Source organism: Bacillus sp. FSL K6-1012 (genome assembly GCF_037964915.1).
In the GTDB taxonomy this organism is placed as follows: Bacteria; Bacillota; Bacilli; order Bacillales; family Bacillaceae; genus Bacillus; species Bacillus halotolerans.
Window position 1 is genome coordinate 3,738,948 of sequence record NZ_CP150175.1, and the last position, 15,236, is coordinate 3,754,183.

General features: G+C 41.8%; 14 protein-coding genes. 8 read left to right on the top strand and 6 right to left on the bottom strand.

What is annotated here, in order from left to right; all coding sequences use genetic code 11:
- Window positions 1-4: 4 nt before the first annotated feature.
- The 3 genes from NSS75_RS19335 to alsS all read right to left on the bottom strand — a co-directional run bounded on the left by NSS75_RS19335 (window position 5) and on the right by alsS (window position 3,173).
- Entirely contained in the window at window positions 5-532 is a 528-nt protein-coding gene (locus NSS75_RS19335; RefSeq protein ID WP_339234518.1) for an NAD(P)H-dependent oxidoreductase, read from the bottom strand.
- A 98-nt stretch (window positions 533-630) separates the two neighbouring features.
- Complete coding sequence (gene budA, locus NSS75_RS19340) at window positions 631-1,398, bottom strand: acetolactate decarboxylase (RefSeq protein ID WP_024123078.1); 768 nt, start codon at window positions 1,396-1,398, stop codon at window positions 631-633.
- A gap of 62 nt (window positions 1,399-1,460) precedes the next feature.
- Window positions 1,461-3,173, bottom strand: a complete 1,713-nt coding sequence (gene alsS, locus NSS75_RS19345) for an acetolactate synthase AlsS (RefSeq protein ID WP_024123079.1) — start codon at window positions 3,171-3,173, stop codon at window positions 1,461-1,463.
- 158 nt (window positions 3,174-3,331) lie between these two features.
- Between alsS and alsR the strand changes: the two genes are divergently transcribed.
- Together alsR and NSS75_RS19355 are read left to right on the top strand one after the other, a co-directional pair.
- Window positions 3,332-4,240: an acetoin biosynthesis transcriptional regulator AlsR gene (gene alsR, locus NSS75_RS19350; RefSeq protein ID WP_059292399.1), complete on the top strand. Its 909-nt coding sequence runs from the start codon at window positions 3,332-3,334 to the stop codon at window positions 4,238-4,240.
- A 210-nt stretch (window positions 4,241-4,450) separates the two neighbouring features.
- On the top strand, window positions 4,451-5,779 hold the full coding sequence (locus tag NSS75_RS19355) for an arsenic transporter (protein ID WP_101864992.1): 1,329 nt from the start codon (window positions 4,451-4,453) through the stop codon (window positions 5,777-5,779).
- Between the two features lie 65 nt (window positions 5,780-5,844).
- On the opposite strand, the gene NSS75_RS19360 is transcribed toward NSS75_RS19355, so the two are convergent.
- The 3 genes from NSS75_RS19360 to cotH all read right to left on the bottom strand — a co-directional run bounded on the left by NSS75_RS19360 (window position 5,845) and on the right by cotH (window position 9,126).
- Window positions 5,845-6,522 (bottom strand): hypothetical protein, encoded by a 678-nt coding sequence (locus NSS75_RS19360; protein ID WP_024123082.1) that lies wholly within the window; start codon window positions 6,520-6,522, stop codon window positions 5,845-5,847.
- A gap of 62 nt (window positions 6,523-6,584) precedes the next feature.
- A complete protein-coding gene (locus tag NSS75_RS19365) occupies window positions 6,585-7,910 on the bottom strand; it encodes a spore coat protein CotH (protein WP_339234524.1) in 1,326 nt (441 codons plus the stop codon).
- A 127-nt stretch (window positions 7,911-8,037) separates the two neighbouring features.
- Window positions 8,038-9,126 (bottom strand): spore coat protein CotH, encoded by a 1,089-nt coding sequence (gene cotH, locus NSS75_RS19370; RefSeq protein ID WP_024123083.1) that lies wholly within the window; start codon window positions 9,124-9,126, stop codon window positions 8,038-8,040.
- Window positions 9,127-9,264: 138 nt separating this feature from the next.
- On the opposite strand from cotH, the gene NSS75_RS19375 reads away from it, so the two are divergent.
- The 6 genes from NSS75_RS19375 to alsE all read left to right on the top strand — a co-directional run bounded on the left by NSS75_RS19375 (window position 9,265) and on the right by alsE (window position 15,197).
- Window positions 9,265-9,813, top strand: a complete 549-nt coding sequence (locus tag NSS75_RS19375; RefSeq protein WP_105990849.1) for a spore gernimation protein GerQ — start codon at window positions 9,265-9,267, stop codon at window positions 9,811-9,813.
- A gap of 163 nt (window positions 9,814-9,976) precedes the next feature.
- Window positions 9,977-10,597 (top strand): flavin reductase family protein, encoded by a 621-nt coding sequence (locus NSS75_RS19380; protein WP_101859844.1) that lies wholly within the window; start codon window positions 9,977-9,979, stop codon window positions 10,595-10,597.
- 224 nt (window positions 10,598-10,821) lie between these two features.
- A complete protein-coding gene (locus NSS75_RS19385; protein ID WP_339234529.1) occupies window positions 10,822-12,909 on the top strand; it encodes a BglG family transcription antiterminator in 2,088 nt (695 codons plus the stop codon).
- An 11-nt stretch (window positions 12,910-12,920) separates the two neighbouring features.
- A complete protein-coding gene (locus NSS75_RS19390; protein ID WP_024123087.1) occupies window positions 12,921-13,187 on the top strand; it encodes a PTS sugar transporter subunit IIB in 267 nt (88 codons plus the stop codon).
- A gap of 33 nt (window positions 13,188-13,220) precedes the next feature.
- Complete coding sequence (locus NSS75_RS19395) at window positions 13,221-14,483, top strand: PTS ascorbate transporter subunit IIC (protein WP_339234534.1); 1,263 nt, start codon at window positions 13,221-13,223, stop codon at window positions 14,481-14,483.
- Window positions 14,484-14,498: 15 nt separating this feature from the next.
- Window positions 14,499-15,197 (top strand): D-allulose 6-phosphate 3-epimerase, encoded by a 699-nt coding sequence (alsE, locus tag NSS75_RS19400; RefSeq protein WP_095712859.1) that lies wholly within the window; start codon window positions 14,499-14,501, stop codon window positions 15,195-15,197.
- Window positions 15,198-15,236 lie beyond the last annotated feature (39 nt).

The window sequence follows — 15,236 nt, forward strand, 5'->3', positions numbered from 1 at the left end:
TTTTTTAAGAAAAAGGCTGCTGGATATATTCAGCTAACCGTTTTGCACTGATCGCAATATCCTCAGCATTTGCGTATTTCACGCCATAAAACACATATGGCGGGAGATATGTCATGCCAATCAGATTGCTTGTCGCCTGAAACGGCTTCAGGAGCTCACTGATTGAATAATGATTCCCTCCGCCCGCCTGATACTTTTCCGCTTCGCTTCCTGTGGAAACAGCCAGCATCAGCTCTTTGCCATGCAGAGCTTTCCCTTCTGACCCGAAGGCCCAGCCGTATGTCAGCACAAGATCCTGCCATTTTTTAAGAAGCGGCGGAGAGCTGTACCAATAAAGCGGGAATTGGAAAACAATGCGATCGTATTGCTCGCACAGCTGCTGCTCTTTGGCAACATCAATGGCTTCATCCGTATATTCCTTATAAAGCTCCCGTACAGTGATATTGTCATGTTTACTTAATTCCTCTGACCACGCCTTATTGACGACTGAGGTTTCCATTTGAGGATGAACAGCCAAAACCAGTATTTTCAATGAGACCCACACCTTTATCATTTTAATGTTATTTTAACTAAAATCAGGTAAAGTGCCAAATAAAAAGCAAGCCCTGCACATGTGCGGGCTTGCTTTTTTTATTCTGGGCTTCCTTCAGTCGTTTCGATATCTTTGGCGAAATCCGGGTTATCCAGATTGGCATTAAAGAAATCTGGTGTATTTGGAAGTCTGAGATTCATGTTCATTTTTTGAGAAATCGTAACCGTGCAATCCTCAAGCACATAATCAAATACGTGTCCGCCTGAATTTCGTCCTTCGTCAATGAAGTGCAGGTGATAGCCAGAAACGGCGATTCCGTTCGCATAAGCAGGAGTCAAGAAACCAACGATTGTGCCTCTGATGTTGTCGAAGTTGAAAATCGGCTGTGTTTTAACCGCTTCAATCATTGGCACATATGGTTTTTCTTGCAGTTCTACCGTTCTTGTCTGCACTTTTTTAAACAATCCGTCAATACGGATGGCATAAAATAGGTTTTTACTTGGCAGAATGCTGTTGATTTCTTTTTCAAATTCTTCACGTGTCATTTTCGCATCAATTTTGTGCGTCATATCCGGTGTAAAGAACGTAAATGAGCAAAACGGAGAGCGGTCTCCGCTTTGCACAGGTGTCGCAGTGCCGTCGGAACGAAGACGGTAAAATTCGCCGTCAAATCCAATCAGCTCTCCATCAAGCTTGTTAAAAGTCCCGATACCGAAGTCTCCGTATTTCGGAATATCTGACAGTTCAAAATCGCCGTCATATACTCCGTCTAAAAGAGAAGTCATTGTTGATACTTGATAAATTTGGCTAACGGGCTGTTCTTTTTTGCCGCGGCTCAGCATTTGAATGTTGCTTTCTTGTTTCATATTCCCTTCACTCCTTTAGTAATGTGCTGTTCTTCGAAAACAGTGTCTTGGTGCGCAGAGTGCTAGAGAGCTTTTGTTTTCATCAGTTCTCCAAATTCTTTTGGGAGCTTGTCACTCGCTAAATTAACGTTATCACTGTAGTCAACTGGGACATCAATGATAACAGGGCCTTCAGCATTCATGGCTTGACGCAGAACATCTTCCAGCTGGTCTGGTGATTCGACACGCAAACCGGTTGCCCCGAAGCTTTCCGCATATTTCACGATATCGATGTTTCCGAACTCGACTGCAGATGTACGATTGTATTTTTTCAATTGCTGGAATGCAACCATGTCATATGTGCTGTCGTTCCATACAAGGTGTACAATTGGAGCTTTTAAGCGCACCGCTGTCTCTAACTCCATTGCCGAGAATAAGAAACCGCCGTCACCAGAGACAGAAACGACTTTTTCTCCCGGTTTCACCAATGAAGCACCGATTGCCCACGGAAGCGCAACACCAAGTGTTTGCATACCGTTACTGATCATTAATGTTAACGGCTCATAGCTGCGGAAATAACGGGACATCCAAATCGCGTGTGAACCGATATCGCATGTCACTGTGACGTTATCATCGACTGCATTTCGTAATGCTTTAACGATTTCAAGAGGATGCAGTCTGTCTGATTTCCAATCTGCAGGCACCTGCTCTCCCTCATGCATATATTCTTTTAGATCAGAAAGGATTTTTTGCTCACGTTCCGCAAAATCCACTTTTACAGCATCATGTTCGATATGATCCAAAGTAGATGGGATATCCCCGATCAATTCAAGCTCAGGCTGGTAAGCATGATCAATGTCAGCCAGAATCTCATCCAGATGGATAATCGTCCGGTCTCCATTGACATTCCAGAATTTCGGATCGTATTCAATTGGGTCATAGCCGATTGTCAGAACAACATCAGCCTGCTCAAGCAGCAGATCGCCCGGCTGGTTGCGGAATAAACCGATACGGCCGAAATATTGATCCTCTAACTCTCTTGTAAGAGTCCCGGCAGCCTGATATGTTTCTACGAATGGAAGCTGAACCTTTTTCAAAAGCTTGCGAACCGCTTTAATCGCTTCAGGTCTTCCGCCTTTCATTCCGACTAAAACAACAGGAAGTTTTGCTGTTTGGATTTTTGCGATAGCCGCACTGATTGCATCATCTGGTGCAGGGCCAAGTTTTGGCGCTGCCACTGCACGCACGTTTTTGGTATTTGTGACTTCATTCACAACATCTTGCGGAAAGCTCACAAAAGCGGCCCCAGCCTGACCTGCTGACGCTGCTCTAAATGCATTTGTAACAGCTTCCGGTATGTTTTTTACGTCTTGAACCTCTACACTGTATTTTGTAATCGACTGAAATAACGCCGCATTATCCAATGATTGATGAGTCCGTTTTAAACGATCGGCACGGATAACGTTCCCAGCAAGCGCAACGACAGGGTCACCTTCAGTGTTTGCAGTCAGCAGTCCCGTTGCCAGGTTAGAAGCACCCGGTCCTGATGTGACTAAAACGACTCCCGGTTTTCCAGTTAAACGGCCTACAGCCTGCGCCATAAATGCCGCATTTTGTTCATGCCGTGCAACAATGATCTCAGGCCCTTTATCTTGTAAAGCGTCAAATACCGCATCAATTTTTGCACCTGGAATGCCAAATACATGTGTGACACCTTGCTCCACTAAGCAATCAACAACAAGCTCCGCCCCTCTGTTTTTCACAAGGGATTTTTGTTCTTTTGTTGCTTTTGTCAACACCCTCACTCCTTATTATGCATTTTAAACATAAAAATTTAAATAAATCTTGTGATACGTTTCACTATACACTCTTTGGAAATTGACCTCCAATATCAATTCGACTTATGATTAATATGTATTACGAATTATTAACCTAAGAAAGGAATGCATGATTGATGGAGCTTCGCCACCTTCAATACTTTATCGCAGTTGCCGAAGAGCTTCATTTCGGGAAAGCTGCGCTTCGGCTGAACATGACACAGCCTCCTCTCAGCCAGCAGATCAAACAGCTGGAAAAAGAAGTCGGGGTGACGCTTCTGAAGAGGACAAAACGATTTGTGGAACTAACCGCAGCCGGAGAAATATTTTTAAATCACTGCCGCACGGCTTTGATGCAAATTGATCAAGCGATTGAATTGGCACAGCGGACGGCTCGCGGCGAGCACGGCCATCTCGTTATCGGTTTTGTCGGATCAGCTACATATGAATTTCTGCCGCCGATTGTCCGGGAATATCGTAAAAAATTCCCATCAGTAAAAATAGAATTACGTGAAATATCCTCGTTTAGGCAGCAAGAGGAGCTGCTAAAGGGCAACATTGATATTGGTATACTTCATCCTCCTTTACAGCACACAGCATTGCATACTGAAATCGCCCAAAGCAGCCCTTGTGTTTTAGCTTTGCCTAAACAACATCCGTTAACATCTAAGGAAGCCATTACAATTGAAGATTTGAGAGATGAACCGATTATTACTGTAGCCAAGGAAGCATGGCCTACTTTATACGTTGATTTCATCCAATTTTGTGAGCAGGCTGGCTTTAAGCCAAACATTGTACAAGAAGCGACTGAATATCAAATGGTCATTGGATTAGTCAGCGCTGGCATCGGGATTACATTTGTACCTTCCTCAGCTAAAAAATTATTTAACTTGGATGTGACTTATCGAACAATAGATAAAATACAGCTGAATGCCGAATGGGTTATCGCCTATCGCAAAGACAATCAAAATCCGCTTTTGAAGCAATTTATTAATATTTCAAATTGTCAGCAGTTAAGAACTAAAGAGAGTGATGCAAGTACCTGAAATGATACTTGCAAACTCTTTTTTCTTTTGGGATTCTCATGGAATTTTAATTAATATAATATAATCGCTTAGTACAACTTCATATCAGTATACGTATACATACAATACAAATAGTTGGCAAGGATACTAGTAAGCGTATGACAATCGTTTGATTTTAGAATGATAGATAGAGAGGTGAAATATATTACACAGTTCACGAGTATATTAACATTGCTCGCTTTTTTCATAACAATGATTTTTATTTTCTGGAGGCCGAAAGGATTAAATGAAGCTATCCCCGCGACAATAGGCGCTTTAATGGTGTTATTATGCGGAAGTGTGTCATTGACCGACTTAGGAGAAATAGGGTCAAAAGTCACGGGTGCATCGGTCACAATTCTTGCCACTATGATCATGGCCATTGCATTAGAAAGTTTTGGGTTCTTTTATTGGGTGGCTGCAAAGCTGCTCCAACAATCCAGGGGATCAGGCATCAAGCTTTTTTGGTTAACCAATTCACTTTGCTTTTTAATGACCATTTTCCTAAATAATGATGGGAGCGTTTTGATCACAACCCCCATCCTTTTGCTGGTTTTAAAATATTTAGGTTTGAAAAAACATCAAAAAACCCCTTATCTCATAAGCGGCGTTTTAATAGCTACAGCCTCCAGCGCACCGATCGGCGTAAGTAATATTGTAAATTTAATTTCTCTCAAAATGATTGGAATGGATTTATATTTGCACACTGCCATGATGTTTGTCCCTAGTATGATGGGACTCATTTTTATGGCTTGTCTACTGTTTATTTTCTTTTATAAACGTCTTCCTAAAAGCCTGCCGGATATACCGAACCATTTTCAGTCTCTGCGACACAGAAGGTACCATCCCCTTCATTCGCCATCAGCTCCGATACCGGAACGAAATCAAACAAAGATAATGTTATTTGTACTCGCATTTGTTTTTCTCGTCAGAATCAGCTTATTTGCCGCGTCATATACCGGTATCTCCGTTCCTCTTGTCGCTGTCATCGGATCAATTATCCTTTTGGCCTGGAGATGGGTTTATTTCAAAACCTCTCCCAGAGACTTGTTCTTCAAGGCACCTTGGCACATTTTTATTTTTGCTTTTACTATGTATGTCCTCATTTATGGACTGCACAATATAGGATTTACTGAATTAATTGTAAATCATTTCAAACCGATAGTTTCTGGAAGCCTCTCCTACGCTACTTTTGTATCAGGTATCTCTACCTCTGTTTTTTCGAATCTATTCAACAACCATCCGGCTTTAATGATCAGTACTTTTACTTTAACAGAAATGAGCCTGAATCCTTCAACAGCAAAAATCATCTACTTGGCAAATATTATTGGCAGTGATATTGGTTCCTTATTATTACCTATAGGAACATTAGCAACACTTATTTGGATGCATATTTTAAAACAGCATGATGAAAGTATTTCTTGGGGTGAATATTTAAAAACAACCATTTTAATCATTCCGCTGACTGTTCTTTTTACGTTAACATGTTTATATTTTTGGATCAGTTGGTTATTTCTTTAGCAGTGTATGAAATAAAAAACTGCCTTCTGCTATTCGAGGGCAGTTTATTTTCAGTAGAGGCTACGCTAGGGGAGATGCATTGTCTTTAGATGATTTAACTTCCAAATGATTGACTTTCCACTTGCGTTAATAAGCTCAATGATATTATTAGATACATCTTTTAATAGACCGACTTTTTCTGGCACTTCCCCCATATCAAATATAACCAATTGGCCAACATATTTTTTGATCTGCTCCTCAAAATTACGCACAAGTGAAACACTGGAAGGTACGACAGGCAATTGAGAGTTGTCAAGAGTGTACGGCGTTTGCTCTGTTGAATAAGGGGTAAACCATTTTAAGTGATGCATAGATATGAAAAGTGTTTTAAATACAGGTGAAAAAAATACAATATAATCATTTAAAACACTTGTAACATATCCATGTATCGACCGATCCCCAGTTACATAAACTTCAATAAATTTGCCTTTCACATTGTTTAATGTGTTTCTGTAAGAAAAACTATTATTTTCCGCCTGCATTATTGTATCTTCCGGATCTCTTAAAATTGGTTTCCCAGTATTCGTATTTATTATTGCTTTGTTCATTTGATGGAGATGCAGCAAGGGAATATAAAGATAATTGCAGCCATTAAATATAACAAAAATATCCTGTCCAATATCTATAAGTGTGCCGACAAATCTTGTATCTCCTGAAATGACAACATCAACATCTGTGTCAAGAAATTGATTCAAACCTTTCACCATTCTCCCCCTTTAATTGAATGAAAAAGGGCATCACTTTATTGATGCACCTTCATTATCTATTAAAATTTGCGCTTCCAATGATAGTCTATCGTTTTGACAATCGTTTCATAGCTATAATCTTCCTTTTGGCTTCCGGTGCTATGATAATCTGAAGATCTTGGTGACCGATATGATTTGGATGAACTTTTGGTGTCTGATGAACGATCATATGTTGACGATTGATAATCTGAAGATCTTGATGACCGATATGATTTGGACGAACTTTTGGTGTCTGATGAACGATCATATTTTGATGATTGATAATCTGAAGATCTTGATGACCGATATGATTTGGACGAACTTTTGGTGTCTGATGAATGATCATATTTTGACGATTGATAATCTGAAGATCTTGGTGACCGATATGATTTGGACGAACTGCTGGTATCTGATGAACGATCATATGTTGACGATTGATAATCTGAAGATCTTGATGATCGTTTATTTGATTTGGACGAACTGCTGGTGTCTGATGAACGATCATATGTTGATGATTGATAATCTGAAGATCTTGATGATCGTTTATTTGATTTGGACGAACTTGATGAGCTATGTGATTTTGAAGATGTTAACGAATTACTGTCCCCCTCTTCTTCTTGTTTTTGTTTCTGGTCTATATCATTTTTGCTTTCTTCTTTATCATCATGTTCTTTCTTTTGATTGTTAGAGCCTTTTGGGCCTAAGCTGATGCTCTTGATATGAAAAGGATATATGCGAAGCACTTCTTGATTTTTCACTAAAGTATAATGACCATCCGCATTATCTACGAGGATACCTTCAATTGCTTCTGGTCCTCCTCGATTAATCGAAACCCATTTATGAGTTAAACTCTTAAAAACTTCGTTTAGGTTATCAGCTTCCAAGACACTTGGCGTATGTCCTTCTTTATTTAAAGCGGACTCATGTTTACTTATGCTTTTGATGTGATGAATATTAAAATAAACTACTCCATCCTCATTTGTGTCTAACGCAGCGTAATCATCTCCTAGCCATACCAAACTTCCTTTTTTAGATTCCGGACCGCCTTGATTTAATTGAACGGATTGGTTCATTAATTGTCCGATTAAGCTGTGAAAATCATCAGCGTCAGCCATTTCTGCCGTCTCAATTGTTGTTGTGCTATTATTGGTATCCTCTGTAATACTTTTTACATGATCCAATTGATAATAAATGGTTTTTTTTTCAGTTTGCAAAGCGATATAATCTGATTTTACAGCTACCAATTTTCCTTTTTTAGATTCGGGACCTCCTCGATATACAGTGACAATTTTATCTTGCATTGAATGCAAAAAATGATAATAAGATATATCATGATTTGAATGATTTTTCATTCTCCTCTTGCTCATTCATTACCCTCCTAGTCATTTATACATAGATGATAAATATATTGCATATATACGTGTCACAGTTATTTCTTGAACTAATTCAATAGCCTAATTGTCTGATTTTCAGCGAATACCTATAATCATGGATTCACAAAATACTTAAATTGCTTTTGATGTATTGTGAACGATTTTTAATATACTCAAAAATCACTTCCGGCTCACGGTCAAAACGTTCAATATCACTCTTTTTATATGGGTCCATCAGGACAAACGGCCTGATTTGATCATAAAGCGCCAATATTTTTGGTTTCATATATTCAATGGTAAAGAGAGATCGGAGCGTTTTTTCTAACAGATGCTTGTAGGACCTGCGAAAATCGGGTTCATCCAAAATGCGGGCGGTTAATGTATTAAACCCTTGAATTCTTACGTAATCTGCAGCCATCCGCCCCCCATGGATATCCCTGCCCCAGGTTGCGTCATAGTCCCAAGGAATCACTTCAAATAATCCGGTTTCCCCGCTTCTGTACAAAGCGTAATTGTGGACAAACCCGTCATAGTTTGAGGTGAACACAATGCCGGCCAGCCAGCGCAAATACTTATCGATATTCACGTGCTTTGTCACTTCTGATTTAAATTGAGCTTTCGGGACAGTATTAATTTTAAAGATCATATCCTGTAAATAAAAATCATCTTCCTCAGTCCCTGTCTTCTTTTCATACCCATGCTCAAGTGACTTCTTCGTTTCCCTCTCCAAATCACTCACGAGAGAAAAATTAGCATCATCATCAACCGCGTAAAAAATCGCTCCGTCCGCCAGCTTCCTTTTCCTTAAATAATATTCATCCACGGATTCAAGCTCAAGATACACTCCTTCATTCTTTCCATTTACCTTTAAAAACACAAATTCTGCCCTTGGAGACAGCGTCCCCAGCTCTGAGAAAAAATCGAGAGACAATTTGTTTCTTATCATGGAAGGATCTTTATATTCCGCATTCAAGTGAACCTCGCGGGCGCCGCGAAATGTTTTCGGCTGATAATAGGAAATATGGTACGACTTCTTTTTGAAATCTCTAATATGAGATCCGCGATAAGCGATGTCGATATCAAATCTTTTCTGATTCACTTTCAACACAGCCGGAACCGGTTCATCGTCCCATATATCCTTTTTTAATTCCCGTAAGTCTTTTGGATGAATAAACAGCTGATAAAGAGGCAAATTTGATTGATTCTTCATCCGTAGTCCCCCTTCAAAATTAGGCTTTTATTTTTGTGAGATCTCAGCGGAACACTTATACACTTTTTACAATCGTGCGTACTATGTGTGTAGTAAGGATCTTCATCCTTAAACAAATTAAAAAAAGGAGGATTTCAATTGGGCCACTATTCCCATTCTGATATCAAAGAAGCGGTGAAATCCGCAAAAAAAGAAGGTTTAAAAACTTATTTATACCAAGAGCCTCGTGGAAAAAAACGCAGTCATAAAAAGTCGCACCGCTCTCACAAAAAATCTCGCAGCCATAAAAAATCTTACTGTTCACACAAGAAATCTCGCAGCCATAAAAAATCTTACTGCTCACACAAGAAATCTCGCAGCCATAAAAAATCTTACTGCTCACACAAGAAATCTCGCAGCTACAAAAAATCCTACTGCTCACACAAAAAATCTCGCAGCTACAAAAAATCATTCTGTTCGCACAGAAAATCTCGCAGCTACAAAAAATCATTCTGTTCACACAGAAAATCTCGCAGCTACAAAAAATCATTCTGTTCACACAGAAAATCTCGCAGCTACAAAAAGTCGTACCGCTCTCGCAAAAAACACTGGAAAAATGATCATCATCGCAAAAAAGATGATTACGACAGCAAAAAAGAGTTCTGGAAAGACGGCAATTGCTGGGTAGTCAAAAAGAAATATAAATAATGAAACTGTCATCATAGGCTCCGGCATACGTACGGTAGCCTATTTTCTAATTCCCCTATATCAGTTATATGTCATGACATAGCATATGCAACCCGCATCATTTGGTTTCCTTGAATGGATTTCGTTATAATCATGGTACTCTTACAATAAAGGCGGTGTTGTTGTGTACATATTTCAAGCAGAAGAGCTTAGTGCCAAAGAGACGTATAAGCTGCTGTCAGGAGCCGTTATTCCGCGCCCGATCGCATTTGTTACAACACTTTCTTCAGGCGGGGCAATCAATGCGGCACCTTTCAGTTTCTATAACGTGGTCAGCTCAGATCCTCCGCTACTCAGTATTTCTGTTAACCGATCAGAAGGCCGGCAAAAAGACACAGCCAGAAACGCGATAAAAAACGGTGAATTTGTCGTCCATGTCAGTGATGAAGCCATCATTGAAGACATCAATGAAACGGCGGCAAGTTTAGGGCCGGACGAAAGTGAAATGACACGCACCTCTCTCCATTGTGTAGAGAGCACGGCTGTTTCGGTGCCCGGCATTCAAGAAGCCCGCATTCGTTTTGAATGCAAGCTCGAACGGCATATCACCTTCGACAATGATCATGGTGTGACCACGGCTGATCTGCTTATTGGCAGAGTTGTCTGTTTTCACCTCGATGAGAAGGTGTATGACGCAGAAAAAGGGTATATTTTGACGGACGAATTAAAGCCGGCTTCCAGATTAGCCGGAAACCATTATGCAAAGCTCGGTGAAGAATTTACATTGATTCGTCCGAGTTCATAAAAGGACTATTTATATAGAAGAAACTAGTCAAAAAGACACCGTTATTCAAAAAAGCCGGCGCAGCATGTGTCTGGCTTTTTTTGTTTGTAGGAATCATATTTGCACAAACCGTTTGCACTGATTTGGTCTTATAAATTCAGATGCTCCCCATTACAATTGAAATAAGCCCGCACGAAGAGAAGGACAGCAGACTGATATCACCTGCACATAAGGAGCTGATGGGCATGCCTTTAGACCAAAGAAGATCAGCCATTCTTCATCAGGTTCTCAACACAACCAGCTATGTTACTTGCGGAGAATTAACGGAGCAATTAAACATTTCAAGGAGAACACTGTATTATGACATTGAAAAAATTAACGGCTGGCTGAAAGAGACCGGACTGACACCGATCAAAAGAAGGCGTTCAGCAGGATTTTATTTAGAAGACCAAACGAAAAAAATGCTGACATCAGAAATGAAAACGCTGACAAGTTCAAGCTATGAATATTCTCCCTCAGAAAGGCAGGCAAGAGTGATCCTGCGCATTTTAACGAGAAACAGACGGTTACTTTTGCAGAACTTCATTGACGAAAATCACGTCAGCCGCAACACCGCCATTCAGGATATGAAGCATATTCGCGAAAAGCTGAAGACATTCGGCATCGTTCTTTCCTTTACCAAAGAAAAGGGGTATTTCTTTTCAGGAATAGAGCAGCAAAAGCGAAAACTGCTGGCAGAATACGCAAATCAGCTCATGCAAAAAAGCAGCAGCACTGCGGCCGTTACCGATCTATGTCCCGATCCGGCTGCTTGTGAACAGCAGATCCAAACCATGCGGTCTATGCTGCTGACTTTCGAAAAGCTTCTTCACATGAAATTTGCTGATCATGTTCTCGCGGGCTTAAGTGTGCACTTTACGTTATTTCTGATCAGATTAAAGGCGGGAAAAGAAATCACTCTAGAACAAGAAGAGCAATACGCCATCAGGCAAACGAAGGAATATGAAGCGGCCGTTCGGGCGGCGGCCGCGGAACTGCCGGAAAAAGCCTTTATTTCTGATCAAGAGATGTGCTACTTCACGATCCATCTGTTAGGGGCTAAAATCAGTCAGTTCCCCGCTTCAAGTCTCATTGCAGGTGAGCTGGATGCGATACATGATATCGCGGACAAAATGATTGTCGATTTCCAGCGTTACGCCTGCGTGCTTTTTCAGGACCCGGAAAATCTAAAAAAACATCTGGTGCTTCATTTGAAATCAGCTTATTACAGGATTAAATATAATATCACCCCTCATGAGAGTGATGTAGCTGCCTCCATCAAAACGAAATACAGTGATATTTTCTGCTTAACGAAAAAAGTCGTTCATCACCTTCAAAAAGAATTAAGAAAACCTGTCAGCAGTGAAGAAACAGCTTTTATCGCCATGCATTTCGGAGGCTGGATGAAACGTGAAGGGGTCGCGCCCTCACTTAGAAAAACAGCGGTTATTGTCTGCCCGGGCGGCATCGGCACTTCAAAAATTTTACAGAGCCAAATAGAAGATCTTCTGCCGAATGTCGATATTCTGAAAACCGTATCAAGCCGTGTCTATGAAACAATGACGCTTGAAACTGATGTCCTGATCTCAACTGTTCCGCTCCCAGACAGAGGGGTGCCTGTGCTCATCGTTAATCCCATACTGAACAGCAAGGAAAAGATCAGCCTGCTGAAAAAAGTAGATGCGCTCTCAAACAGCGCTCCCCATTTCCATCCAAGTGTTCATGACATCATGGGCATCATCGAAAAACATGCAGAAGGCATTCATAAAACAGAGCTGATGCAAGAACTGACCGAGTATTTAGGACAGCCGCACAAACATGAAAAGGAGGCGAACCGCAAACCAATGCTTGCTGAATTAATGACACCTAACCATATAACGATGGCCGACTCTGCCCCCTGTTGGGCGGATGCCGTCCGCATGGCGGCAAAGCCGCTTTTGGATGACGGGTCTGTTACCCCGCAATACGTCGATGCCATGATTGCCACGATTCAGACACTGGGCCCATATATCGTTATTACGCCGAATGTAGCCATCCCGCACGCGAGGCCTGAAGACGGTGTGAATCGAATCGGCATGAGCTTTCTGAGACTGAACCAAGCCGTTTCCTTTTCAGACCGGCCCGAGCATTCAGTCCAGCTGATTATCGTGCTCGCGGCAATCGACAATGACACCCATTTGAAAGCCCTCTCCCAGCTCACGAATATGCTGGGTGATCCGGAAAACATTCAATTGCTGATTAACGCTCAATCGGCAGAAGATGTGCTGCCAATGATTCAAAAATACTCAAACTAGGAGTGATTCGAATGAAAAAAATCTTAATTGTATGCGGAAACGGACTTGGATCAAGCTTTATTGTTGAAATGAATGTGAAAAAAATCATTGATGAACTGAACATCAGCGCTGATGTTACACATACAGACCTCACTTCAAGCAAAACGGAGCAAGCGGATCTGTATCTAGGATCAGCCGATATTGTGTCAGGTCTTGACGATGGAACTCGTAATGTTGTCGGACTCAAAAACCTGCTGGACCAGAAAGAAATCAAAGAAGCCATCCTTACCAACTTGTAACACACAAAAACATAGACGACGGGGGTGCATCTGATGCTTGATTTTTTGATTAACGATTTCCTGGGAACTCCTGCTATTTTAATTGGACTTTTTGCCTTAGCCGGTCTGCTTCTGCAAAAGAAAAACGCTGCGGATACCGTATCGGGCACACTGAAAACGGCAATGGGATTCGTCATTCTCAGCGCCGGGGCGGCGATTGTCTCAGATTCACTAGCCGTGTTCGGCAGCATGTTCGAAAAAGCATTCCACATTAAAGGCGTCGTACCAAATACAGATGCAATCTCAGCCATTGCTCAAAAAACGTTTGGGACGGAAACGGCACTCATTATGATCTTCGGAATGATTGTTAACATATTGCTGGCGCGTCTCACGCCATTTAAATATATTTTCTTAACCGGCCATCATATTCTCTACATGGCTTCATTGATCTCCGCCGTGCTGATTACCGGCGGCATCAGCGGTGTTCCTCTCATTGCTGCGGGCGCCATTATTCTTGGAGGGCTGATGGTGCTGTCACCCGCCATCCTTCAGCCGCACACAAAAAAAATTACAGGAAGCGATGATCTCGCTCTCGGCCATTTCGGTTCTGCAGGCTATTTTATTGCTGGATTCATCGGCAAACATGCGGGCAATCCATCTCATTCGACTGAGGATATCAAAGTTCCGAAATCATTAGGATTTCTGCGGGATACGTCAGTCTCCATTTCTTTAACGATGGCACTCCTTTTCTTTATTGTCGCTCCTTTCGCCGGAAAGGATTATATTGAAGCATCGTTGAGCGGCGGAAGCCATTTCCTCGTTTATTCCTTTATGCAGGCCATTACGTTCGCTGCTGGGGTATATGTCATCTTGGCGGGGGTTCGGATGGTAATCGCTGAAATTGTCCCTGCTTTTAAAGGCATCGCTGAGAAGCTAGTGAAAGGCGCCAAACCCGCTCTTGACTGTCCGACGGTTTTTCCTTTTGCGCCAAACGCTGTGATTATCGGATTTTTATCCAGCTTCCTGGCGGGTATTGTGTCCATTTTTCTTCTTCCAGTCTTCGGTCTCAGTGTTATTGTCCCGGGACTTGTACCGCATTTCTTTACAGGAGCGGCGGCGGGAGTTTACGGAAATGCAACCGGCGGAGTGCGGGGGGCTGTACTCGGTGCGTTTGCCAATGGCATTCTCATTTCTTTTCTGCCTGCGCTTCTTCTGCCGGTTCTTGGCTCGCTCGGATTTGAAGGCACGACTTACGGCGATTCAGACTTTGGCATTATCGGGATTCTTCTTGGCTGGATCATACAATTCTTCAAATAAAGTGAGGTATGCGTCATGAAACATTTATTTTCACCTTCTCTGATGTGTATGGATTTAACAAAATTCAACGAGCAGATCACCATTCTAAACAGCCGTGCCAATATGTATCATGTTGATATCATGGACGGCCATTTTGTCAAAAACATTACGCTGTCTCCATTTTTCATCAGCCAGCTCAGAACGATGACAGCTCTCCCGATTGATGCCCACCTGATGGTTGAAAGGCCGGAGGATTTTATCGATATGACAGCAGAGGCCGGTGCTGATTACATTAGCGTTCATGCCGAAACCATTAACCGTGCGGCGTTTCGGCTGATACACAAAATCAAAGATCATGGCGCAAAGGTCGGGATTGTATTGAACCCGGCCACTCCGCTAGAGTGGATCAGCCCTTATGTGCATTTGATTGATAAACTGACGATTATGACCGTTGATCCGGGTTTTGCCGGGCAGCCGTTTATCGCAGAAATGACTGGAAAAATCCGCGCGGCTAAAGAGTGGAGAGAAACAAATCATTATACGTATGCCATTGAAGTTGACGGCTCCTGTAATGAAAAAACCTTCCGCATGCTTGCGGAAGCTGGGAATGACATTTTTATCATCGGCAATTCAGGCCTCTTTGATCTCGATGAAAACACAGAAATCGCATGGGATAAAATGAAAACCATTTTTCAGCAGCAGACACATCCTGTAAAAATGCAACACCCGGAGTAATCCCCGGGTGTTTTTCTATGAAACATTTTCTCTCCCCCG

Coding starts and splice junctions, on each gene's coding strand:
- budA (WP_024123078.1), bottom strand. CDS start 1,398: ATGAAACAAGAAAGCAACATTCAAATGCTGAGCCGCGGCAAAAAAGAA.
- alsR (WP_059292399.1), top strand. CDS start 3,332: ATGGAGCTTCGCCACCTTCAATACTTTATCGCAGTTGCCGAAGAGCTT.
- NSS75_RS19365 (WP_339234524.1), bottom strand. CDS start 7,910: ATGAGCAAGAGGAGAATGAAAAATCATTCAAATCATGATATATCTTAT.
- cotH (WP_024123083.1), bottom strand. CDS start 9,126: ATGAAGAATCAATCAAATTTGCCTCTTTATCAGCTGTTTATTCATCCA.
- NSS75_RS19385 (WP_339234529.1), top strand. CDS start 10,822: ATGCCTTTAGACCAAAGAAGATCAGCCATTCTTCATCAGGTTCTCAAC.
- NSS75_RS19390 (WP_024123087.1), top strand. CDS start 12,921: ATGAAAAAAATCTTAATTGTATGCGGAAACGGACTTGGATCAAGCTTT.
- NSS75_RS19395 (WP_339234534.1), top strand. CDS start 13,221: ATGCTTGATTTTTTGATTAACGATTTCCTGGGAACTCCTGCTATTTTA.
- alsE (WP_095712859.1), top strand. CDS start 14,499: ATGAAACATTTATTTTCACCTTCTCTGATGTGTATGGATTTAACAAAA.